Origin of the sequence: Methylobacterium sp. B4, from assembly GCF_003201865.1 — a bacterium.
Lineage (GTDB): Bacteria > Pseudomonadota > Alphaproteobacteria > Rhizobiales > Beijerinckiaceae > Methylobacterium.
This window is the reverse complement of record NZ_QJJJ01000013.1, coordinates 98,678-119,965: the sequence shown is the minus strand read 5'-3', so window position 1 is coordinate 119,965 and position 21,288 is coordinate 98,678. Positions and strand designations below refer to the sequence as shown.

Genomic DNA, 21,288 nt, shown 5'->3' with positions numbered 1-21,288 from the left:
CATTCGGCTCTCCTCTTCGGAAGGCCGCACATTGAATCACATCCCCGCCCGCACCAAAACCCCAGACGATTCAACCCGCTCGGATCGCGCTCTAGAGCGCTTTTCGACGAAGTGGATGCCGGTTCGTCGAAGGAATGCGCGGCTCGAAGAGACTGTCGGGGACGCTCCGCGTGACTTTCAAAAGATCAATTTCCGCACAGGCATGAAGCGGCGAGACAACGTCGCCTCCGCATCGCGCGAATAGGCTCGCCGACGACCTGGGAACATGGATCCTTCGCCACGGTTGCCCGACGCCGAGGTTGGAGGCCCCTGACATGCTCGCGATGAATTACCGTGGCCCCTACAGGGTGCGGGTCGACCCCAAGCCGATGCCGGTCTGCGAACACGTTCAGGACGCGGTCGTGCGCGTCACCCGCACCTGCATCTGCGGCTCGGACCTGCATCTCTACCACGGCATGGTGCCGGACACCCGGGTCGGCTCGACCTTCGGCCACGAGTTCATCGGCGTGGTGGAGGAAGTCGGGCCCATGGTCGAGAACCTCAAGGCCGGCGACCACGTGATCGTGCCGTTCAACGTCGCCTGCGGCCGGTGTCACTTCTGCCAGCAGGGCCTGTTCGGCAACTGCCACGAGTCCAACCCGCAGGCCACGGCGGTCGGCGGCATCTACGGCTACTCCCACACCGCCGGCGGCTACGACGGCGGACAGGCCGAGTACGTGCGCGTGCCCTACGCCGACGTTGGACCCTGCAAGATCCCGTCGGACATGGACCTCGACGACGCGGTGCTCCTCACCGACGTGGTGCCGACCGGCTATCAGGCCGCCGAGATGGCGGGCATCCAGCCCGGGGACACGGTGGTGGTGTTCGGGGCGGGGCCCGTCGGGATCATCGCCGCCCGCTGCGCGTGGCTCTTCGGCGCCGGCCGAGTGATCGTGATCGACCACGTCGATTACCGCCTCGACTTCGCACGCCGCTACTGCCCGGCCGAGGTCTACAATTTCCGCTCGCTGGAGGACCCGGTGGTCTTCCTGAAGAAGACGACCGACTCGCTGGGCGCCGATGTTTGCATCGATGCCGTCGGCGGCGATGCGGCGGGCAGCGCCCTGCACACGCTGATGGGAACGAAGCTGAAGCTGGAGGGCGGCGCCGCGACCGCGCTGCACTGGGCGATCAACTCGGTCAAGAAGGGCGGCGTCGTCTCGATCGTCGGCGTCTACGGGCCGACGGGCAACGTGATCCCGATCGGCAACGTCGTGAACAAGGGGATCACGATTCGGGCCAACCAAGCCTCCGTGAAGCGCCTGCTGCCGCGGCTGATCGAGCATATCGAGGCCGGACGGCTGAACCCGAAGGCACTCGTCACCCACAAGGTGCCTCTGGAGGAGATCGCCGACGCCTATCACATCTTCTCGGCCAAGCTCGACGGCTGCATCAAGCCGGTGCTCGTTCCCCCTTCGGCGCGTCGTTGAGGACGATCGACATGAGAAATCTTCCCCTCGATCCCGCCCAGATCCCCGGCTGGGGTGTCGACGCCGATCCGAAGAACGATCCGACTTATCCGATGCGCGACCGTTCGCACGAGGACAAGCGGGGCATGAACTGGAGGCGACCGCCCCAGCAGAGGGAGACGGTCGAGGTTCTGCGATCCATCGAGCGAAACGACCTGCCGGCGGTCTTCGGCACCTCCGTGCCGCCGAGCGGCATCAGCGGCATGATCCGCCGCCAAGCCTTCCGCTACAGCGAGTCGCAATGGGCGCACTGGCTGATGCTGATGGCGGCCGACCGCGTGAACGTGGTCGAGGGCGTGGTCGAAGATCTCGGGCGGGGGCGCATCCCGAACATCCCCGGCGAGATGGGCCTCCGCTCCGAGCTAAAGCACAATCGCGACGGCCTGATGCGGAAGGTTCTGGTCACGGGCGCCGTTCTCGGGCTCAGCGTCCTGGCGGTCCGGCTCGCGACCTCCGGCGCATCCTCCTCCCGCGAAAGATCCGGGCGCCGCTCACGCTGACCCGCCTTCCATGTCGTGGAAGGGGAGGGGCACTCGGCGCCCAGATCCTTGCCAGGGCTGAGGTTGGTCGCCCGCCTGTGCGGTTTTCGCGGCCAGCACATCGAGCGCGTTTTGCCCGACCCTGAGCGGCGCGCTTTCTCACGCGCCGCGCGCAACGGACGACCGATGCGAGGTCCGCGGGCTACGCCTCGGCGACCACTCTTACCGGCACGCCGAAGATCGGCTTGGCTTCGAAGCGTTCGCCGACGCCGTCCGCAATCCGGCCGCTGATCCCTTCATGAGGCTTCAATAGCTTCTGTTGACCTGCTCCAGCATGCTCGCGGCCGGGGCCAGCGGATTGTGACGCACGACGCCGATGCAGCGGTCGACATCCATGCCGTAATAAAATTGTCCCGCATCCTTGAAGCTCTGGCAGACCATGCGCGTCCGGCCGTAGGCCACGCCCGCTGCTAATGCGAGGGACACCACGAGCCAGAAGAGCTTCGAACTCAGCAGCGAAAACGGCTTCTTGTCGTTGGCCGGGCCCTCGCTCCGACCGACATTGATCTGAATGCTGATCGGTGCTCCTTCGAGGCCCGAAACGTCTTGGTTGTACAGGCCGCGGAGTTCGACGCCTCGCTCTGCCATTGTCAGCCGCCTCTCGGCGCTTAAGCCGCGCCGGCCGAATTCAATCGTCTCACCCATCACCGGTTCACCCAATGCAATCAAATTTCGATATTGGAAATGATATACAATCTGAAGGTGAATCAGATATCTGCAGAAGGTGCAATCACGAGTAGATTCAACCACTCGTTCTTTTCAAGGTGAGTCTTTCGTGAAGGCTGGCGCGCCGAGACGGCGATGCCTGCTGCATCCTGTCGGCATACGGACATCATCCGCTACAACGGGATGCCGCCCCCAGTTGCGAACGTCGTTCCGACTGGATGCGGCGCGCTCGTGTCAGATTCAGCTGATGATCGGCGAGGTCAACGATGTGACGATGGCCGCACGCAGCCGCAGGATCACGGGCTCGATCCATGCGAGTCCGCCTCGGCGAATGCCTCGATCAGTGCATTGATGGCGTTGGATACCCAGCGCGCAAAGTCAGCAGCGATGATGGGGTGGTGGCGGAGACGGAGGGATTCGAACCCTCGATACCCTTATTAGGGGTATGCTCATTTAGCAAACGAGTGCCTTCAGCCTCTCGGCCACGTCTCCTCGCCGCTCGGCTGTAGAAGCTCTGGCGGGGCGGGTCAACCCGGTCTGCGCGGGGTCGTCACACGACGTTCGTAGTGTTTGGCAACCCGCAGATGGCGGGAGATCGCGTAGTTCATCGCCGTCAGGAAGCCGTAGGCGCCGCGCACGAAGTGGCGGCGGCCGAAATAGGCCTTCAGGAAGTTGCCGGGCAGCTCCACGAACAGGCGCCAGGCGGGAATCGTCACGCCGCGCGCGTCGAGGTCGTCCGCCTGCTGGTCGGAGTAGCGGTTGAGCTTGTCGAGCTGGTCGCCCAGCGAGCGCACCGAGAAATGATGGATGCGGCCCTTGATCCGCCCGGCCGTAACGCCGGGACCGAGCACGACCCGGTCGTGGACCGGAGAGGTCGAGTAGGTGCTGAGATCCCGGCGGTAGAGCCGTACCGGCGTCAGCACGTAGGCCCAAGGGTGCGGCCGCCTCTCGCCCGGGAAGATCTCGGCGATGGCGATGCGCCAGGCGGCGTGCGCGGGTTCGCCTTGAGCGAAGACCGCGCGGATGCTCTGGGCGAGATCGGGCGGCACCACCTCGTCGGCATCGAGGTTCAGCACCCAGTCGTGGCGGCACTGGCCCTCCGCAAAGCGCTTCTGGCGGCCGTAGCCCGGCCAGTCGTTGTGGATCACCCGCGCGCCGAGCGATTCGGCGAGGCGCTGCGTGCCGTCGTTCGAGCCGGAATCGACCACGACGATCTCGTCGGCGAGTTCGCGCACCGCGGCGATGGTCGCGCCGATCCGGTCGATCTCGTTCTTGACGATGATGAAGACGGAGAGCGGCAGCGGGGGCATGGGTCTCGGACCGGTCGGGCGGTTCGCTCTAGCGGCGCGACCGGGTGCGAACAAGCGCGTCTACGCGAGGGCGTCGGCGAGGCGCTTGCGCTGCACCTTGCCGTTGGCCGTGCGCGGGAGCGCGTCGAGGAAGCGGATCGCCCGGGGCGCCTTGTAGGCCGCAAGGCGCTCGCCGCACCACGCGATCAGCCTCTCCTCGTCGGGCTCGGCGCCCGGGCGCAGCACCACGAAGGCCGCGATGACCCGCAGGTCGGCACGCACGGCAAGCTCCGCCACCCCGACTTCGGCGATGTCGGGATGGGCCGCCAGAGCCGTCTCCACCTCGACCGGCGAGACGCGGTAGCCCATGGCGTTCATCAGGTCGTCGTTGCGGCCCTGGAACCAGAGGTAGCCGTCCTCGTCGAGGCGGGCGAGGTCGCCGCCGGCGAACCACGCACCCCGCAGAACCGTCGCCTCCTCCTCGGGCCGCTGCCAGTAGCCGAGCATCAGCCCGGGATCGGAGCGGTGGATGGCAAGCAGACCTATCTGGCCGACGGGCAGGGGCTCGGGCGCTCCCTCCGCGGGCAGGATCGCGACGCGGCGGCCGGGTTGCGGCCGGCCGGGGGAGCCGAGACGGACCGGGACGGTCGGGCCGCTCGACACGTAAGTCGAGATCTCGCTCATGCCGAGCGCTTCGTAGAGCGGCTTGCCCGTCGCGGCGCGCCACGCCTCATGGAGATCGGCGGGCAGCGCCTCGCCCGCGGTCACGCCGTAGCGCAGGCGGGACAGGTCGTGCTGCTCAAGGTCGGCGTATTTGAGGATCTGCCGATAGACGCTCGGCACCGCGGCGAAGATCGTAGCGCCCTGCTCGGCGATGAGGCGGGGCCAGATCCCACGGTCGCGCGGCCCATTATAGAGCACCGTGGTCGCCCCGCAGGCCCAGGGATCCGTGATGCCGACGCCCAGCGTGTAGGTCCAGTTCATCGTGCCGGCATGCAGCATCACGTCGGTTTCGCTCAGGCCCAGCCAGTGCGCGTGCATGGGCCGACGGCCCCAGACCGCGCGGTGGGCGTGGAGCACGCCCTTGGGGCGGCTCGTGGTGCCGGAGGTGTAGACGAGCGTGGCCGGAGCGTCGGCGGCGGTGTCGGCGTAGTCGGGCAGAGGCGGACCCGCCTTCAACGCGGCGATCGCTTCGGAATCGAGCTGGAGGCAAGCCGCCGGCACGCCCGCGCCGGCCTCGAAGAAACCCGCGCCCGTCACGACGGCCGAGACGCCGGCATTCTCCATCAGGAAGGCCGCCTCGTCGGCGGTGAGCTGCGGCGAGGAGGGCAGGGCGACGAGGCCGGCCGCCAACGCACCGAAATAGACCAGCACGTAATCGGCCTCGTTGCCCATGCGGATCATCACCCGCGCGCCGGGTTCGAGGCCGAGCCCGAGCAGGCCCGCCGCAATGCCGCGCACCGCTCGGTCGATTTCCGCGTAGGTCAGCCGGCTGACGGCGCCAGCCTCGCCAACCATGACGAGCGCCGTCTTGTCGCCGCGCAGCCGAGCGTTTTCCGCCAAGCAGTAGCGGGCCGCGTTGAAGCGGGGAGGGGGCTGGCGGTCGTCGCTCGGCGTCACGGTCGTCATTCCTCCCAGGCTATCGTCTTTTCCTCCGGTGTCAGCCGTCAAGCGGCCGTCGGTCCGGCGCCGAATGGGCGGCAGGCGCTCAGGCGCGCAGCGGCCGGACGGGGCCGTATCGTCCGGCGCTCGCTCCGTCGAACAGTTCGAGCCAGAGGAAGCGGGCCGGATCGACCGGCCCCGGCAAGGCGAGCCGGCCGGGCGGCACGGGCCGGAAGCCGAAGCGGGCGTAATAGGGCGCGTCGCCCACGAGGATGACGAGGCCGTGTCCGGCGGCCCGGGCAGCGTCGAGGTTCGCCCGCATCAGGCTCGTGCCGATGCCGCGGTCGGAAAAGCTCGGATCGACGGTGAGGGGGCCGAGCACGAGGAGCGGCCCGCCCCCGGCCTCCGCCGAGCCGATCCGCACGGAGCCGACGAGATAGGTGCCGACCAGCGCCGTGAGGCAGAGGTCGGGCAGGGGCGACCCGCCTTCGCGCAGGCGATAGGCCGTGCGGGCGAAGCGTCCGGGGCCGAAGGCGCGGGCGTGGAGCCGCTCGATCGCCGGGGCGTCGTCCGGATGTTCGGGGCGGATGACGAGGGGAAGCGCGGTCACGGGCGGTGCCGAGAAAGGGACGGAGCCGCGCCGATAGCAGCCCGCTTGTTCCCCGGCAAACGACCGTCCGCTCAGGCGCCGCGGGCGGAGAAGTCGATGCGCGGATCGATCCAGGTGTAGGTGAGGTCGGAGAGCAGGTTCACGGCCAATCCGAGCAGCGAGAAGATGTAGAGGGTCGCAAACACCACCGGATAATCGCGTCCGACGATGGAGGAGAACGAGAGCAGGCCGAGCCCGTCGAGGGAAAAGATCGTCTCGATCAGGAGCGAGCCGGTGAAGAACGCCGTGATGAAGGCGCCGGGAAATCCGGCGATGACGATGAGCATCGCGTTGCGGAAGACGTGGCCGTAGAGGACGCGCCGCTCCGTGAGGCCCTTCATGCGGGCGGTGACGACGTATTGCTTGCGGATCTCGTCGAGGAAGGAGTTCTTGGTGAGCAGGGTCGAGGTGGCGAAGGCGCCGAGGACCAGGGCGGCCAGTGGCAGCGTCAGGTGCCAGGCGTAGTCGACGAGCTTGCCCCACAGGCTCAGGCTCTCGAAGTTCTCGGAGGTGAGGCCGCGGATCGGGAAGATCTGGAAAAAGGAGCCGCCCGCGAACAGGATCACCAGCAGAATGCCGAACAGGAAGCTGGGGATGGCGTAGCCGACGATGACGACGGCCGAGGTCCACACGTCGAAGCGCGAGCCGTCGGCGACCGCCTTGCGGATGCCGAGCGGGATCGAGATCGCGTAGGAGATCAACGTCATCCAGAGGCCGAGCGAGATCGAGACCGGGAGCTTCTCCTTGATCAGCTGCAGCACCGAGACATCGCGAAAGTAGCTCTGCCCGAAATCGAAGCGGGCATAATCCCAGAGCATCTTGCCGAAGCGCTGGTAGGCCGGCTTGTCGAAGCCGAACTGGGCTTCGAGCTTCTTGATGAAAGCCGGGTCGAGCCCCTGCGCCCCGCGATACTTCGAGGTCTCGCTGCCGCCCCCTCCGCTGCGCGCCGCGCCGCCGCCGAGATCGCCCTGGCCGCCGGTGATGCGCGAGAGCGAGCCCTCCTGCTGGCCCTGGAGCTGGGCCAAGACCCGCTCCACGGGGCCGCCGGGCGCGAATTGGATGATCGCGAAGGTGATGAGCATGATCCCGAAGATCGTCGGGATCATCAGCGCGACGCGGCGCAGGATGTAGGCCAGCATGTCCCTCTAGACCCTCATTCCCGGCCGATCCGGCGCGCCTTGGCCTCGTCGTACCACCACAGGCCCGGCACCCCGAGTCCGTAGGTGGGAAGCTTCGCGGGGCGTCCGAACATGTCCCAGACCGCGAGGCGGTACTCGGGCGAGTACCACATCGGGATCCAGTAGCGGCCCGAGCGCAGGACCCGGTCGAGCGCCCGGCAGGCCGTCGTCAGGCTCGCGCGCGACTCCGCGCCGGCGATCCTGTCGAGGAGCGCATCGACCACGGGATCCTCGATGCCGGCGAGATTGTTCGAACCGGGGATCGCCGCCGCCCGCGAACCGTAGGCCTCGCGCAGTTCGGGGCCGGGGGTCGCGTCGCCCGATGCGGCGCGGCTGATGACGTCGAAGTCGAAGTCGCGCACCCGCGCCTGATACTGCGCGGCATCCACCGCCCGCTGGCGCGCCTTGATGCCGATCAGCCCGAGATTGCGGATGAAGGGCTGGACAATGGGTTCCCAGACCGAGTCCGAATCGAGGAATTCGAACTCGATCGGCTTGCCGCTCGGCAGGCGCACGACGCCGCCGTCGCGGGTGCAGCCGGCCTCCTTGAGAAGCGCCACCGCGCGGGCGAGAAGCGCCCGGTCCTGGCCGGTCCCGTCGGCGACGGGTGGGGTCCAGGCCTCGCCGAACACCTCCGCCGGCACGCGGCCGCTGAAGGGTTCGAGCAGCGCCAGTTCCTCGGGCGAGGGCTTGCCCGTCGCCATCAGGTCGGTCTTCTCGAAGAACGAGGTCGTGCGGTTGTAGGCCCCGAACATCGCCGAGCGGTTGGTCCAGGGAAAGTCGAAGCACAGGCCGATCGCCTCGCGCACGCGCGCGTCCTTGAACATCTCGCGGCGGGTGTTGAAGAACCAGCCCTGGATGTTGGCCGGCGAAGTGTCGGGCAGCGTCTCGCGCTTGACGCGTCCCTCGCGGACGGCCGGAAAATCGTAGCCGGTCGCCCAGATCCGTGAGGTGAATTCCTGCCGGTAGGAGAAGGCGCCGCCCTTGAAGGCTTCGAAGGCCACCTGCCGGTCGCGGAAATACTCGTAGCGCAATTGCGCGAAGTTGTTCTGGCCGGCCGTCACCGGCAGGTCGGCCGCCCAGTAATCCGGCACGCGCTCCAGCTCGATGAAGCGGCCGATATCGATCCGCCCGACCTGATAGGGACCGGAGCCGAGAAGCGGCTTCAGGGTCGGCGCCTCGAAGTCGCGCCCCTCGAGAGATGCGGCGGAGAAGATCGGGAGCTGCGCCACGATGAGCGGCAGGTCCCGGCTGCGTCCGGGGGCGAAGCGGAGCACGAGGGTGTCCTCGCCCTCGGCCGTCGCCTCGGCGAGGTCGCGGATGACCTGCGAGATCGTCGGGTGCCCCGTCTCCTTCAGGAGCATGAGGGAGAAGGCCGCGTCTCGGGCGCGCAGGGGCGAGCCGTCGTGAAAGCGCGCCTGCGGGCGCAAGGCGAAGCGATAGGTCAGGCCGTCGGCGCTGATCTCCACCGAGCGGGCGACGAGGCCGTAGACCGCGTCGGGCTCGTCCAGCGCCCGCACCATCAGGCTGTCGAAGGTAAGGTTGATGCCCGCCGCGCCGTTGCCGCGGAAGACGTAGGGGTTGAGCGTGTCGAAGGTGTCGAAGGCCTGATTGCCGAAGGTCTGCACGAGCTGCGCCGAGAAGCGCCCACCCCGCGGGGCGATCGGGTTTACGTAGTCGAAGTGCTGGAAGTCCGCGCCGTATTTCAGCTCGCCGAAGCTCGACAGGCCGTGGCTGGTACGGGAGCCCTCGGCGCGGGCGGGCAGGGCCGCGGCGAGCGCGAGCGCCCCGGTGCCGAGGACGACGCCCCGGCGCGTCGCGCCCGCGCTCACCGCGGCGCCCCCGTCTTGGCGGCGAGGGCCTCGTCGTACCACCACGTCGTTGGGAAGCCGGAGGAGCCGTATTTCGGCAGGACGGCCGGACGGTTGAAGCGGTTCCAGCGGATCGTGCGCGAAACGGCCGAGGACCATTGCGGCACCACGAAATTGTGGGCGAGCAGGGTGCGGTCCAGGGCGCGGGTCGCGGCGATCAGGGTCTCGCGGTCCTCGGCGTAGATCACCTTCTCGATGAGCGCGTCGATGCCGGCATCCTTGATCCCGGCAATGTTGCGCGAGCCAGGTTTGTCGGCGGCGGCCGAGCCCCAGAACTCCCGCTGCTCGTTGCCCGGCGAGAGCGATTCCGGCCAGTTCGAGGTCGTGATGTCGAAGTCGAAGCCGCGCAGACGGTTCTGGTACTGCGCCTGATCGATCACGCGCACGGAGCTCTGGATGCCGATGAGCTTGAGCTGCGCGGCGAACGGCAGGATCACTCGCTCGAACACGTTCTGGAATTCCAGGAACTCGACGGCGAGCGGCTCGCCCGTCTTCGAGACCATCTGGCCGTTCTTCAACTCGTAGCCGGCCTCGCGCAGGAGGCCGACGGCCTTGCGCAGGTTGGTGCGCGCGGCGTCCGGGGTGTCGTTGACCGGGTTCGTATAGGGCTCTGTGAAGACGCGCGGGGGCAGCTTGTCCTTCACGCTCTCAAGGATCGCCCGCTCCATGCCCTCGGGCAGGCCGGAGGCGGCGAGGTCCGAGCCGTAGAAGTAGGAATCGATCCGGCTGTACTGGCTGTAGAAGAGCTGCCGGTTCATCTCCTCGAAGTTGAGGGCGAGGTTGAAGGCGCGCCGCACCCGCTCGTCCTTGAACTTGTCCCGGCGCAGGTTGAACACGAAGGCCTGCATGATGCCGGTGCCGCGGCCGGGGAACTCCTCCTTGAGGAGGCGGCCGTCCTTGACGGCGGGGAAGTCGTCGTAGGCCGTGGCCCAGTTGCGGGCGATGTTCTCGGTGCGGAAATCGTAGAGGTCGCCCTTGAGCGCCTCCAGCAGCACCGACCCGTCGCGAAAATACTCGTTGCGGATCGTGCCGAAATTGTTGCGCCCGCGGTTCACGGGCAGGTCCTTGCCCCAATAATCGGCCACGCGCTCGTAGGTGGCCGAGCGGCCGGCGTCGAAGCGGGCGAGCCGGTAGGGGCCGGAGCCGAGCGGAATTTCCAGCGTCGTCTCGGCGGGGTTGCGGGGCTTGCCGTCCTTGTTCTGCCCCGTCCACCAGTGCTTGGGCAGCACCTGCATCTGACCCAGCACCTGCGGCAGTTCGCGGTTGCCGGCCTCGGCGAAGCGGAACACCACCTCGCGCTCGGCGCCCGGCTCGGCCTTGGTCACGGTGTGATAATAGGCGGCGTAGAACGGGCTGTTGGCCTTCAGCGTGTCGAAGGACCAGATCACGTCCTCGACGGTGACCGGCTTGCCGTCGTGCCAGCGTGCATTCGCCCGCAGGCGGTAGCTGACCGACATGCCGTCGGAAGCGATCTGCACGCCCTCGGCCAATAGGCCGTAGGAGGAGAAGGGCTCGTCGCCCGAATCCTCCATCAACGTGTCGTAGATCTGGATGATCCCGCCTTCGAGGTCGCCCTTCAACCCGTTGACGATGAAGTTGAGGTTGTCGAAGCCGCCCTGCGCGCCGAGCCGCACGAGGCCGCCGACGGGGGCGTTCGGGTTCGCGTACTCGAAGTGCTGGAAGTCGGGTCCGTATTTCGGCTTTCCGAGCAGGGTCAGCGCGTGGTGCCAGGTGCCGGGAGCTTCCTGTGCCGAGACCTTCGAGGCGGATTCCGCCGGCTCCTGCGCCGAGGCGGAGCCGCGCAGCCCCAGGAGAACGAGCGCTCCGGCAAGGAAGCTGCGGCGTGCGATCACGGCGTTCTCTGTCACGTTGGCGCGGTCTCCCGGTCCGATGGTGCGAGGATGGGCCGCCGTTCTAGGACGGAGCCGCCTCCGGCGCAAAGACGCCGCGAGCGCGCAGGGCGGCGCGCGAACGAGAAAGGCCGGGCCTTGCGGGCCCGGCCTTCGCCGTTTCGGATCGTGTCGGCCCTCGCCTTACGGCTTGGCGGCGTCGGGATCGGCCTTGGCCGGCGGCTCGGTGGCCGCGGGGCCCTCGGAGTCGGACGGGGCCGCCTTGGTCGGGATGTCGCCCGAGGGCTTGGCTTCCGGCGCCTGGGTCGGGGCGACCTCGTTGCGCTGCGGCTGGATCTCCGGCGAGGGCACCGGGCGGGCCGTGTCGCGGCCGTCGCCGGACTGGGTGGCGCCGCGCGGCGCGTTGGTCTCGGGCGTCTTGCTCTTGTCGCCGGTCGGGGTCTCGACCGGCTTCGGCTCGGTCGACTTGCCGGCCGCGGGCTGACCCTCGCCAGCCTTGCTGTCGGACGACTTGCTCTCGGCCGGCTTCGCGTCAGCCGGCTTGCCTTCCGTCGCCTTGGCGTCGGCGGGCTTGTCTGCCTCGGCCTTCTTCTCGCCCTCAGGGGCCTTTTCTTCCTTCTTCTCGGCAACCGGCAGGGGCTTCGGGCTGTCGGAGAGGCTGCGCAGATAGGCGATCACGTTGGCGCGCTCGGCCGGCGAGCTGATGCCGGCGAAGGCCATCTTGGTGCCCTTCGCGTAGCCCTTGGGGTTCTCGAGGAAGTGGTCGAGATCGTCGTAGCTCCAGGTGCCGCCCTTCTCCTTGAGGGCCGCGGAATAATCAAAGCCCGCCGCGTGCGCCTTCTCGCGCTCCACCACGTCCCAGAGGTCCGGGCCGACCTTGTTCGGGCCGCCCTTCTCGAAGCTGTGGCAGGCGGCGCAGGCCTTGGTGCCGCCCTTGCCCTTGTCGGCATCGGCGCTGGCCAGCCGCACGGCGATGGGCTCGGCCTTCGGCGCTTCCGCCGTGGCCCCGCCGCTCTTCGGCTCGGGCTCGGGCAGGGCATAGCCGGCATTGCCGGCGGGCTTGGGTTGATAGATCAGCTCCGCCACGAAACCCGATCCGACCGCGAACAGCAGGGCCCCCAGGACAGCGCCGGCGACCTTGTTCAGCTCGAAGGAATCCATGCTCGACAGCTCCGGCGCGCGGGATCAGGACCCGGCGGATGAGGGCCCGACGGGCAGCGCCGGACTTTGGAGGATTTCAAGGGTGATTAGCCGCTCGGGCCCGATCTTGACAATGGCCCCTGCGCGCTGCGCGCTGTCGCATACCCGGTTTCCGTCATTCTCAGGCGCGCGTAGCCCCTTTGCGTTGCAGCGCTGCCGCACCGGAAGCCGCCGGAGCCGGAAATGACAAGCCGCACGGCCGCTGCTAGAGGCTCACCCGCCCGCGATGCCGGGCGCGATCCGACCTCAAGCACGGCCGCTCTGGCCCATCCCTCGATCATGTCCGATCCCCTGATCCTGATACCGGCCCGCCTCGCCGCGACCCGGCTGCCGTCCAAGCCGCTGGCCGAGATCGCGGGCGAGCCCATGATCGTGCATGTCTGGCGCCGCGCCGTGGAGGCGGGCATCGGCCCCGTGGTGGTCGCCACCGACACGGCCGAGATCGCCGCGGCGGTCGAGGCGCAGGGCGGCCTCGCGGTGATGACGCGGACCGACCACCCATCCGGCTCCGACCGTCTGGCCGAGGCGTTGGAGATCGTCGATCCGGACGGCAACCACGATGTCGTCGTCAACGTGCAGGGCGACCTGCCGACCATCGATCCGGAAATCATCGCCGCGGCGGTGACGCCGCTCGCCGACCCGCAGGTCGACATCGCCACCCTCTGCGCGGTGATCCACCGGGCCGAGGAGATGGACGACCCGAACGTGGTCAAGATCATCGGTCACACCGTCGGGCCGAACCGCCTGCGCGCGCTCGCCTTCACGAGGGCGCGTGCGCCTTGGGGGGAGGGGCCGCTGTTCCATCATATCGGGCTCTACGCCTATCGCCGGAAGGCGCTCGCGCGCTTCGTGCGCCTGCCGCAGGGCGAGCTGGAGCGGCGCGAGAAGCTGGAGCAGTTGCGCGCCCTGGAAGCCGGGATGCGCATCGACGCGATGATCGTCGAGGATCTGCCGCTCGGCGTCGACACCCCCGCCGACCTCGAGCGCGCCCGCACGCTGCTCGCCGTCCGCCGCCTCAACTGAAACCTGCCTTCCGCCGCCCGCTTCGGCCCCGTTCCGAAGCCGGCGCAAACTCCTCGGGCCGCTGCACTGCCGATGACCGACCGCACGATAGCCTACCAGGGCGAGCCTGGGGCGAACTCCCACATCATCTGCTCGCAGGCCTATCCCGGCTGGACCGCGCTGCCCTGCGCGACCTTCGAGGACGCCTTCGTTGCGGTGAACGAGGGCCGAGCCTCGCTCGCGATGATCCCGATCGAGAACTCCATCGCCGGCCGGGTGGCCGACATCCACCACCTGATCCCGACCGCGCGGCTGCACATCGTGGCCGAGCACTTCCTTCCGATCCACTTCCAGCTCTTGGTTCTGCCGGGCACCCGGGCGGAGGATCTGCGCAGCGTGCACAGCCACGTCCACGCCCTGGGGCAGTGCCGCCGGATCACCCGGCGCCTGGGTCTCAAGGCGGTCGTGGCCGGCGATACGGCCGGTGCCGCCCGCGAGGTGGCCGAGGCAGGCGATCCCACCCGCGCGGCCCTGGCGCCGGCCCTGGCGGCGGAGGTCTACGGCCTCGACATCATCGAGCGGGACGTGGAGGACGAGGCGCACAACACCACCCGCTTCGTGGTGTTCTCGCCCGAGCCGGTCGAGGTCGCTCCCGATGCCGGGCCGATGGTGACGAGCTTCATCTTCCGGGTCCGCAACATCCCGGCCGCGCTCTACAAGGCGCTCGGCGGCTTCGCCACCAACGGCGTCAACATGTCGAAGCTCGAGAGCTACATGGTCGAGGGCCAGTTCACCGCGACCCAGTTCTACGCCGAGGTCGATGGCCACCCCGAGGATGACGGGCTGCGCCGGGCGCTGGAAGAGCTGCGCTATTTCTCGAAGGAACTGCGCGTCATCGGCACCTACCCGGCCCACCCCTTCCGCGAGACGACGCGGCAGGCTGCGGAATAGGCGGGGCGCAAGCAAAAGGCCGGCCCGAGAGGGGCCGGCCTTTTGCTTTGACGACATCGCGATCCATCGGGTGGAACGGATCCATCCCCGCGGTCGCGGCGGCCGGCTCAGGCCGCGTCGGCGGCCTTGTCCTTGCCGGCCTCGGGCTTCGGGCCGCCCTTGGAGACGCCGACCAGCGCCGGGCGCAGGGTCCGGTCGCCGATGACGTAGCCGGTCTGCACCACCTGCACCACGGTTCCGTTCGGAACCTCGGTGTTCGGCACCTCGAACATGGCCTGATGCCGGTTCGGGTCGAAGCGCTGGCCGTTGGGCTCCACGATCTTCACGCCGTGGCGCTCCAGCGTCTTGGTCAGGTCGCGCTCCGTCAGCTCGATGCCCTCGATCAGCGCCTTGAAGGCGCCGTCCGCCTGGGCGCGGGCCTCGGCCGGCACGCTGTCGAGGGCGCGGCGAACGTTGTCGGCGGTGTTCAGCATGTCGCGGGCGAAGTTCGTAACCGCGTAGGTGCGGGCATCGGCGACCTCGCGCTCGGTGCGACGGCGCAGGTTCTCCATCTCCGCGAGCGTGCGCAGCAGACGGTCCTTGAACTCGTCGCGCTCGGCGATCGCGCCGGCCAGGGCTTCGGCGTCCGCACCGGCGGTCTGGGCGCCCCGTGCCGCCTCGGACGCGGGCGTCTCCGCGCCGTGGTTCCGGTCCTGGTGGTCCATGTCGTCAGCCATCATCGTGCGATCGATCAGGTCTCTGAAGTGTTCCGGGTCGGGCCTGATATCATTCGGGTCAAGTCCGAAATCAAGCGAACGGCGCAGCCCAACGTCCTACAGCTCCCGCGGGGGCGGCGAGTCGACGAGCGCGTCGAGTCCCTCGGCGCGCAGGGCCGCGACGTCGCTGGCGAACACCTCCATCACCGCGGCCCGGATCAGCGCGAGCCGGTCCGGCTGCATCACGCGGGTGCCGGTCAGGTCGGTGACGTAGAACACGTCCACCGCCCGCTCGCCGAAGGTCGCCACATGCGCCGAGGTGATGTTGAGGTTCAGCCGGTTCAGCGCCGTCGTGAGCTCGTAGAGCAGGCCCGGGCGGTCGAGACCGGTGATCTCGACCACCGTCTCGCGGCTCGACAGGGCGTTGTCGATCGAGACGTCCGGGGGCACCAGGAAGGTCTTGACCGGCTCCTTGGGGTGCTTGTCGGCCACGAGTTCGGCGATCTTGATCTCGCCCTTGAGCGCCCGCTCGATGGCGGTGGCGATGCGTCCGGCCCGCCGCAACTCGTCCTCGTCCCGCTCGAAGGCGCGGGAGATGAAGATCGAATCGAGCGCGAAGCCGTCGGTCGTGGTGAAGATCTGCGCATCGACGATGTTGCCGCCCGTGGCCGCGCAGGCGCCGGTGATGATGGCGAGCAGGCGCGGATGATCCGGCGAGTAGACCGTCAATTCGGTCACGCCGCGTATGGGGTCGGTCTCGTAGGTGGTGGCGCTGGTGCGGCCCTCTTCCATGACCGTGCGCAGGAAGCGCGCGTTCTTGAAATGGCGCGTGCCGTCGACCTTGAGCCAGTAGGCCTGATTGTGGCGCGCCGCGTAGGCGTCGAAGACCTCCGCGCCCCAGTCCGCGAGTTGCTCGCGAAGCGCCATCTGGATCAGCCGCACCCGGTCGGTGCGGGCGATCTCGGAATGGCCGCCCGACAGCAGCACCTCGGTTTCGTCGTAGAGGGTGCGCAGCAGCGTGCCCTTCCAGGCCGTCCAGACGCCGGGGCCCACCGCCTTGATATCGGCGACCGTGAGGATCGCGAGCAGCTTCAGCCGCTCCAGGCTCTGCACCACGCTCGCGAACTTCTCGATCGTCTTCGGATCCGAGAGGTCGCGGCTCTGCGCCGTCATCGACATCAGCAGGTGGTGCTCCACGAGCCAGGCCACGGTCTCCGTCTCCGCCTGGGAAAGGCCGAAGCGCGGACCGAGCTTGCGGGCGATGGCCGCCCCCGCGATCGAGTGATCCTCCGGGCGGCCCTTGGCGATGTCGTGCAGCAGGATCGCGACGTAGAGCGCGCGCCGGTTGTGAATCGTGTCGATGAGGCGCGAGGCGAGCGGATGCTCCTCCCGCACCCGGCCGGAGTCGATCGCCGAGAGCACGCCGAGGGAGCGCAGAAGATGCTCGTCCACCGTGTAGTGGTGGTACATGTTGAACTGCATCATCGCCACGATGCGCCCGAAATCGGGGATGAACCGGCCGAGCACGCCCGCCTCGTTCATCAGGCGCAGGATCGTCTCGGGCGCATTCTTCGAGGTCAGGATGTCGAGGAAGAGCCGGTTGGCCTCCGGATCGGTCCGAACGCCGTGGGTGATGAGCTTGAGCGAGCGGTTGGCGAGCCGGGCCGCATCCGGGTGCAGGGCGAGGTTGTGCCGGTCCGCGAGCCAGAACAGCCGGATCAGGTTGACCGGATCGCGCTCGAACGTGTCCTCGCCGCGGATGTTGACCCGTCCGTTGTCGATCCAGAAATCCTCCGCCTCCATCGAGGTCGCGCGGAAGCGGTCGCGGAAACGGCCGATCCAGCGGTCGAGCACCGGCGTGCGCTTGGCGTGGCGCGCCTCCAGCTCGGCGCAGACGATGGCGGTGAGGTCGCCGACGTCCTTCGCGATCAGGAAGTAGGCCTTCATGAAGCGCTCGACCCCGGAGAGCCCGCCCCGCGCGCCGAAGCCCAGCCGCTCGGCGATCTTCGGCTGAAGCCCGAAGGAGAGGCGCTCCTCGGGGCGCCCGGTGACGAAATGGATGTGACAGCGCACCCGCCACAGGAACTCTTCGCAGCGCTCGAACAGCCGGTACTCGTCGGGCGTGAACAGGCCGGCATGGACGAGTTCCGCTTGGTCCCGGACCCGGTAGGTGTATTTCGCGATCCAGAACAGGGTGTTGAGGTCGCGCAGGCCCCCCTTGCCGTCCTTGACGTTGGGCTCGACGAGGTAGCGCGACGCACCCGCCTTCGCGACGCGCCCGTCGCGCTCGCGCAGCTTGGCGTCGACGAACTCGGTGGCCGAACCGATCACCAGTTCGGTATCGAAGCGCGTCACCAACTCCTCGAACAGGGAGCGCGAGCCGAACAGGAAGCGGGATTCGAGCAGGGCGGTGCGGATGGTCATGTCGGCGCGGCCCTCGCGCAGGCACTCCTCCACCGACCGGGTGGCGTGGCCGACCTTCAACTTCAGATCCCACAGCACGTAGAGCATCGCCTCGACGACGCTCTCGGACCACGCCGTCTGCTTGTAGGGGAGCAAGAAAAGGAGGTCGATGTCCGAGCCCGGCGCCATCGTCCCCCGGCCATAGCCGCCGGTAGCCACGATCGCGAGGTGCTCGCCCGTGGAGGGGTTGTCGTTGGGATAGAGACGCCAGACCACCGCGTCGTAGATCGCCCGCACCACCGCGTCGGTCAGGCGGCTCAACCGTTGGGCGCAGGCGAGGCCGTCGCGCTCCTTCAGCAGCAGGCGCTCGGCATCCTTGTGCCCGGCCTCGATCACGCGGCGCAGTTCCGGCACCAGAAGCCCCCGCAGCTTGGTCGGCTCGCGGGCATCGCGGTCGAGGGACGCGACGATCTTTTCGAGGGCGGGAACGGGGTCGAACATGGCCGCTGCGTTAGCATGTTCAGCCGGCGGCGGCATCGGTCGGTCGCGGACAACTCAACCGTTCTCTTTCTCGGATTATCCGTTTGACGAAACGAACGGGACTGTTCTAGCCATCAGGAAAGCGCGGGCGCCGAGCCCGAACGATCCGAGGGAGCCCGTCGTCATGATCCATCGCCGCACCGCACTCTCGGTGATCGCCGGATTGTTCGGCCTCCTCGCCGCGGGCGCGCCGAGTGCCGCGGCGGAAGTCTCCGAGGTTCGCCTGGACTGGGCGACCTACAACCCGGTCAGCCTCGTTCTGAAGGAGAAGGGCTTCCTCGAAGAGGCGCTGAAAGCCCGGGGCATCAAGGTGCGCTGGGTGCAGTCGCTCGGCTCCAACAAGTCGCTGGAATTCCTGAACGGCGGCGCCATCGATGTCGGCTCGTCGGCGGGAGCGGCCGCCCTTCTGGCGCGGATCAACGGCAACCCGATCAAGGTCGTGTACGCCTTCTCCCGGCCCGAATGGACGGCGCTCGTCACCCGCAAGGAGACCGGCATCGCCAAGCCCGCCGACCTCAAGGGCAAGCGCATCGCCGTCACCCGCGGTACCGATCCGCACATCTTCCTGATCCGGGCGCTCCAGGGCGCGGGCCTGACCGAGAAGGACGCCAAGCTCGTCCTCCTGCAGCACGCGGACGGACGCACCGCCCTCGAACGCGGCGACGTGGATGCCTGGGCCGGGCTCGACCCGATGATGGCGGCCTCCGAGATCGAGAACGGCGGCGTGCTGTTCCACCGCGACGCGAGCGCCAACACCTGGGGCGTGCTCGACGTGCGTGAGAATTTCGCCAAGGCCCATCCCGATCTCGTGAAGGTGGTGATCGCCGCCTACGAGCAGGCGCGCGCCTACGCCCTCGCCAACCCGGACGCGCTGAAGAGCGCGCTGGTGAGCGCGACCAAGCTGCCGGAGGCGGTGATCGCCAAGCAGTTGGAGCGCACCGACCTGAGCCAGCCCGCCGTCGGGCCGGCCCAGGCCGAGAGCATCCGCGCCGCCGGCCTCGCGCTGCAGCAGGCGGGCGTCATTCCGGCCGGTACCGACGTTGCGGCGGCGGTGGACGGCCTGATCGATCCGCAGTTCAATCCCGCGCCGGGGCGCTAAAGGGCGCGTTTCGCGACACAGCGATGAGCAGCAGTCCGGTCGCCTTGACACCCGCAGACGAGCAACCCGTCCCCGCGGCCTCGCGCCGTTCCGCCTTCCTAGGCGGCGGCGCGCGGGCGGCGCTCGGCTTGCTGCTGCCGCTGGGCCTCGCACTGGGCTGGGAGATCGCCGTCGCAGCGGGGCTCTCCTCCGGGCGGTTGCTGCCGCCGCCGAGCCGGATCGCCGCCGCCCTCTGGGCGCTCGCCGCCTCGGGCGAACTCTGGATGCATGTCGAGGCGACCTTGATCCGGGTCGGCCTCGGCTTCGCCTTCGGAGCGAGCGCCGGCATCCTGGCCGGGGCCCTGACCGCGACGCTGCCGCCGCTGCGCTGGCTCGTCGATCCGAGCCTCCAAGCCCTGCGCGCGGTGCCCTCTTTAGCCTGGGTGCCGCTGTTCATCCTGTGGTTCGGCATCCTGGAGACGCCGAAGGTCGCGCTGATTGCCGTCGGCGTGTTCTTCCCCGTCTATATCGGGGTCGCCGGTGCCATCGCCTCCGTCGATCGCAAGCTGGTGGAGGTCGGTCGCATCTTCCGCCTCTCGAGATGGGCGCTGGTCCGACGCATCCTGCTGCCGGCGGTGCTGCCCGCGACGCTGACGGCGCTGCGCACCGGCCTCGGCCTCGGCTTCCTGTTCGTGGTGGCGGCCGAGCTGATGGGCGCCTCCGAGGGGCTCGGCTACCTGCTCCTCGACGGCCAGCAATTCAGCAAGCCCGACCAGATCCTGGCCGCGATCATCAGCTTTGCCGTGGTCGGCAAGGCCGCCGACGCGGCGCTCGTCGCCCTGACCAATCCGCTCGTGCGCTGGCAGGACACGGCACGGGAGACGCTGTGAGGCGGCCATGCTGAGCATCGAAAGCCTTTCCAAAACCTACGCCGACGGCACCCGCGCGCTCGACGGCATCGACCTCGCCGTCCGGAGCGCCGAGATCGTCGCGCTGATCGGCGGCTCGGGCTGCGGGAAGACCACCCTCCTGCGTCTCGTCGCCGGCCTCGACCGGCCGAGTGCGGGCCGCATCGTGCTGGACGGGGAGGCGATCACCCGACCCCATCCGGGCGTCGGCCTCGTCTTCCAGGAGCCGCGCCTGCTGCCCTGGCTCGATGTCGCGGGGAATGTCGGCTTCGGCATCGACGGCCTGCCACGGCGCGAGCGCGCCGAGCGCGTGGCCCACGCCCTGGAGCGGGTCGGCCTCGCCGAGCATGCCGGCCGCTGGCCTCGGGAATTGTCCGGCGGGCAGCAGCAGCGCGTCTCGATCGCCCGCGCCTTCGTCGCCAGCCCGCGGGTCCTGCTCCTCGACGAGCCGTTCTCGGCGCTCGACGCCTTCACCCGCAAGGATCTCCACAGCCATCTGCTGGCCCTGTGGGAGGAGGTGCGCCCCACCGTCATCATCGTCACCCACGATGTCGGCGAGGCGGTGGCGCTCGCCGACCGGGCCATCGTCATGCGCCCGCGCCCGGGCCGCCTGGACGACACCGTGGCCCTGCCGCTGCGCCGCCCGCGCGAACCGGCGGCGCCGGCGAGCGAGGCGGCGACCCGGACCATCCTCGCCGCCCTCGATCGCTCGCTGCGTCCGCGCGAGGCCTCGCGCGCCCCGGAACTCGCGGGAGGCAGCTCGTTCTGAGGTGTCGCCGGCCGCGGAAAACCGCTAAAGCCCGGGCCTTCATCCAAGAAAAATCGGGAGGTCACCACGATGGACGCCAACGCCCTGCGCGCGCTCCAGGCCCCGCTCAAGAACCAGTACCGCGAGACGCCGGATTCCGCCGTCGTCACCCTCAAGGCCAAGGGCTCGCTCGACGACACCAGCATCGCCTGCAAGGTCGAGACCGGCCGGGCGCTCGCGGTGGCGGGCCTCCACCCGGCGACCGGCGGCTCAGGCGCCGAATTGTGCTCGGGCGACATGCTGCTCGAAGCGCTCGTCGCCTGCGCCGGCGTCACCGTGAAGGCGGTCGCGACCGCGCTCGAAATCCCGCTCAAGGCCGGCACCGTCAGCGCCGAGGGCGACCTCGATTTCCGCGGCACGCTGGGTGTCGACAAGGAGGCACCGGTCGGCTTCCGGGCCATCCGCCTGAAGTTCGACCTCGACACCGACGCGCCCCAGGAAAAGCTCGACCAGCTCCTCAAGCTGACCGAGCGTTACTGCGTGGTGTTCCAGACGCTCAACCACAAGCCGGAATTGGCCGTCAGCGCCTCCCGTCCGTGAGCGCGAGTCTT

19 protein-coding genes and 1 tRNA gene are annotated in these 21,288 nt (G+C 68.8%); 9 read left to right on the top strand and 11 right to left on the bottom strand.

All coding sequences use genetic code 11. From position 1 onward, the window contains the following. The 3 genes from BY998_RS24605 to BY998_RS16410 all read left to right on the top strand — a co-directional run. Nucleotides 1–244: hypothetical protein (locus BY998_RS24605; protein ID WP_210205502.1), on the top strand; the 244-nt coding region annotated here is incomplete at its 5' end. A 70-nt stretch (nucleotides 245–314) separates the two neighbouring features. Continuing rightward, entirely contained in the window at nucleotides 315–1,469 is a 1,155-nt protein-coding gene (locus BY998_RS16415) for a zinc-dependent alcohol dehydrogenase (protein WP_110352684.1), read from the top strand. 11 nt (nucleotides 1,470–1,480) lie between these two features. After that, the gene (locus BY998_RS16410; protein WP_110352683.1) at nucleotides 1,481–2,008 is read left to right on the top strand and encodes a hypothetical protein; all 528 of its coding nucleotides are present in this window, start codon (nucleotides 1,481–1,483) and stop codon (nucleotides 2,006–2,008) included. Between the two features lie 285 nt (nucleotides 2,009–2,293). On the opposite strand, the gene BY998_RS16405 is transcribed toward BY998_RS16410, so the two are convergent. From BY998_RS16405 to BY998_RS16365, 9 genes are all read right to left on the bottom strand, one after another. Continuing rightward, complete coding sequence (locus BY998_RS16405) at nucleotides 2,294–2,692, bottom strand: hypothetical protein (protein ID WP_146221791.1); 399 nt, start codon at nucleotides 2,690–2,692, stop codon at nucleotides 2,294–2,296. 420 nt (nucleotides 2,693–3,112) lie between these two features. Next, nucleotides 3,113–3,205: transfer RNA gene (locus tag BY998_RS16400), tRNA-Ser, on the bottom strand. Nucleotides 3,206–3,240: 35 nt separating this feature from the next. Continuing rightward, on the bottom strand, nucleotides 3,241–4,023 hold the full coding sequence (locus tag BY998_RS16395; protein ID WP_110352681.1) for a glycosyltransferase family 2 protein: 783 nt from the start codon (nucleotides 4,021–4,023) through the stop codon (nucleotides 3,241–3,243). Between the two features lie 60 nt (nucleotides 4,024–4,083). Then, on the bottom strand, nucleotides 4,084–5,622 hold the full coding sequence (locus BY998_RS16390) for an AMP-binding protein (RefSeq protein WP_110352690.1): 1,539 nt from the start codon (nucleotides 5,620–5,622) through the stop codon (nucleotides 4,084–4,086). 88 nt (nucleotides 5,623–5,710) lie between these two features. Then, entirely contained in the window at nucleotides 5,711–6,214 is a 504-nt protein-coding gene (locus tag BY998_RS16385) for an N-acetyltransferase (RefSeq protein ID WP_110352680.1), read from the bottom strand. Between the two features lie 71 nt (nucleotides 6,215–6,285). Beyond that, nucleotides 6,286–7,392 carry a microcin C ABC transporter permease YejB gene (locus BY998_RS16380; protein WP_110352679.1) on the bottom strand — a complete coding sequence of 369 codons (1,107 nt, stop codon included), beginning with the start codon at nucleotides 7,390–7,392 and terminating at the stop codon, nucleotides 6,286–6,288. A gap of 14 nt (nucleotides 7,393–7,406) precedes the next feature. After that, a complete protein-coding gene (locus BY998_RS16375; protein WP_110352678.1) occupies nucleotides 7,407–9,263 on the bottom strand; it encodes an extracellular solute-binding protein in 1,857 nt (618 codons plus the stop codon). After that, a complete protein-coding gene (locus tag BY998_RS16370) occupies nucleotides 9,260–11,170 on the bottom strand; it encodes an extracellular solute-binding protein (RefSeq protein ID WP_110352677.1) in 1,911 nt (636 codons plus the stop codon). The genes BY998_RS16375 and BY998_RS16370 overlap by 4 nt, the downstream gene beginning before the upstream one ends. Nucleotides 11,171–11,335: 165 nt before the next feature. Continuing rightward, entirely contained in the window at nucleotides 11,336–12,313 is a 978-nt protein-coding gene (locus tag BY998_RS16365; RefSeq protein ID WP_110352676.1) for a cytochrome c family protein, read from the bottom strand. 318 nt (nucleotides 12,314–12,631) lie between these two features. Here BY998_RS16365 and BY998_RS16360 point away from each other — a divergent pair, with 318 nt between their 5' ends. Both BY998_RS16360 and BY998_RS16355 read left to right on the top strand, forming a co-directional pair. After that, entirely contained in the window at nucleotides 12,632–13,375 is a 744-nt protein-coding gene (locus BY998_RS16360) for a 3-deoxy-manno-octulosonate cytidylyltransferase (RefSeq protein ID WP_110352675.1), read from the top strand. A gap of 72 nt (nucleotides 13,376–13,447) precedes the next feature. Then, a complete protein-coding gene (locus BY998_RS16355) occupies nucleotides 13,448–14,305 on the top strand; it encodes a prephenate dehydratase (RefSeq protein WP_110352674.1) in 858 nt (285 codons plus the stop codon). Between the two features lie 107 nt (nucleotides 14,306–14,412). Here BY998_RS16355 and grpE read toward each other — a convergent pair whose 3' ends face one another. Together grpE and BY998_RS16345 are read right to left on the bottom strand one after the other, a co-directional pair. Next, the gene (gene grpE / locus BY998_RS16350) at nucleotides 14,413–15,024 is read right to left on the bottom strand and encodes a nucleotide exchange factor GrpE (protein WP_110352673.1); all 612 of its coding nucleotides are present in this window, start codon (nucleotides 15,022–15,024) and stop codon (nucleotides 14,413–14,415) included. 93 nt (nucleotides 15,025–15,117) lie between these two features. After that, entirely contained in the window at nucleotides 15,118–17,940 is a 2,823-nt protein-coding gene (locus BY998_RS16345; RefSeq protein ID WP_110352672.1) for a [protein-PII] uridylyltransferase, read from the bottom strand. A 127-nt stretch (nucleotides 17,941–18,067) separates the two neighbouring features. On the opposite strand from BY998_RS16345, the gene BY998_RS16340 reads away from it, so the two are divergent. The 4 genes from BY998_RS16340 (at nucleotide 18,068) to BY998_RS16325 (ending at nucleotide 21,277) form a co-directional block, all read left to right on the top strand. Further along, the gene (locus BY998_RS16340; protein WP_110352671.1) at nucleotides 18,068–19,042 is read left to right on the top strand and encodes an aliphatic sulfonate ABC transporter substrate-binding protein; all 975 of its coding nucleotides are present in this window, start codon (nucleotides 18,068–18,070) and stop codon (nucleotides 19,040–19,042) included. A gap of 23 nt (nucleotides 19,043–19,065) precedes the next feature. Further along, a complete protein-coding gene (locus BY998_RS16335; RefSeq protein ID WP_110352670.1) occupies nucleotides 19,066–19,911 on the top strand; it encodes an ABC transporter permease in 846 nt (281 codons plus the stop codon). Nucleotides 19,912–19,918: 7 nt separating this feature from the next. Then, nucleotides 19,919–20,698, top strand: a complete 780-nt coding sequence (locus BY998_RS16330; RefSeq protein WP_110352669.1) for an ABC transporter ATP-binding protein — start codon at nucleotides 19,919–19,921, stop codon at nucleotides 20,696–20,698. A 69-nt stretch (nucleotides 20,699–20,767) separates the two neighbouring features. Further along, nucleotides 20,768–21,277 (top strand): OsmC family protein, encoded by a 510-nt coding sequence (locus tag BY998_RS16325; RefSeq protein WP_110352668.1) that lies wholly within the window; start codon nucleotides 20,768–20,770, stop codon nucleotides 21,275–21,277. Nucleotides 21,278–21,288 lie beyond the last annotated feature (11 nt).

Coding starts and splice junctions, on each gene's coding strand:
- BY998_RS16410 (WP_110352683.1), top strand. CDS start 1,481: ATGAGAAATCTTCCCCTCGATCCCGCCCAGATCCCCGGCTGGGGTGTC.
- BY998_RS16365 (WP_110352676.1), bottom strand. CDS start 12,313: ATGGATTCCTTCGAGCTGAACAAGGTCGCCGGCGCTGTCCTGGGGGCC.
- BY998_RS16325 (WP_110352668.1), top strand. CDS start 20,768: ATGGACGCCAACGCCCTGCGCGCGCTCCAGGCCCCGCTCAAGAACCAG.
- BY998_RS16415 (WP_110352684.1), top strand. CDS start 315: ATGCTCGCGATGAATTACCGTGGCCCCTACAGGGTGCGGGTCGACCCC.
- BY998_RS16405 (WP_146221791.1), bottom strand. CDS start 2,692: ATGGGTGAGACGATTGAATTCGGCCGGCGCGGCTTAAGCGCCGAGAGG.
- BY998_RS16330 (WP_110352669.1), top strand. CDS start 19,919: ATGCTGAGCATCGAAAGCCTTTCCAAAACCTACGCCGACGGCACCCGC.
- grpE (WP_110352673.1), bottom strand. CDS start 15,024: ATGATGGCTGACGACATGGACCACCAGGACCGGAACCACGGCGCGGAG.
- BY998_RS16360 (WP_110352675.1), top strand. CDS start 12,632: ATGTCCGATCCCCTGATCCTGATACCGGCCCGCCTCGCCGCGACCCGG.
- BY998_RS16395 (WP_110352681.1), bottom strand. CDS start 4,023: ATGCCCCCGCTGCCGCTCTCCGTCTTCATCATCGTCAAGAACGAGATC.
- BY998_RS16345 (WP_110352672.1), bottom strand. CDS start 17,940: ATGCCGCCGCCGGCTGAACATGCTAACGCAGCGGCCATGTTCGACCCC.
- BY998_RS16340 (WP_110352671.1), top strand. CDS start 18,068: ATGATCCATCGCCGCACCGCACTCTCGGTGATCGCCGGATTGTTCGGC.
- BY998_RS16380 (WP_110352679.1), bottom strand. CDS start 7,392: ATGCTGGCCTACATCCTGCGCCGCGTCGCGCTGATGATCCCGACGATC.
- BY998_RS16355 (WP_110352674.1), top strand. CDS start 13,448: ATGACCGACCGCACGATAGCCTACCAGGGCGAGCCTGGGGCGAACTCC.
- BY998_RS16335 (WP_110352670.1), top strand. CDS start 19,066: ATGAGCAGCAGTCCGGTCGCCTTGACACCCGCAGACGAGCAACCCGTC.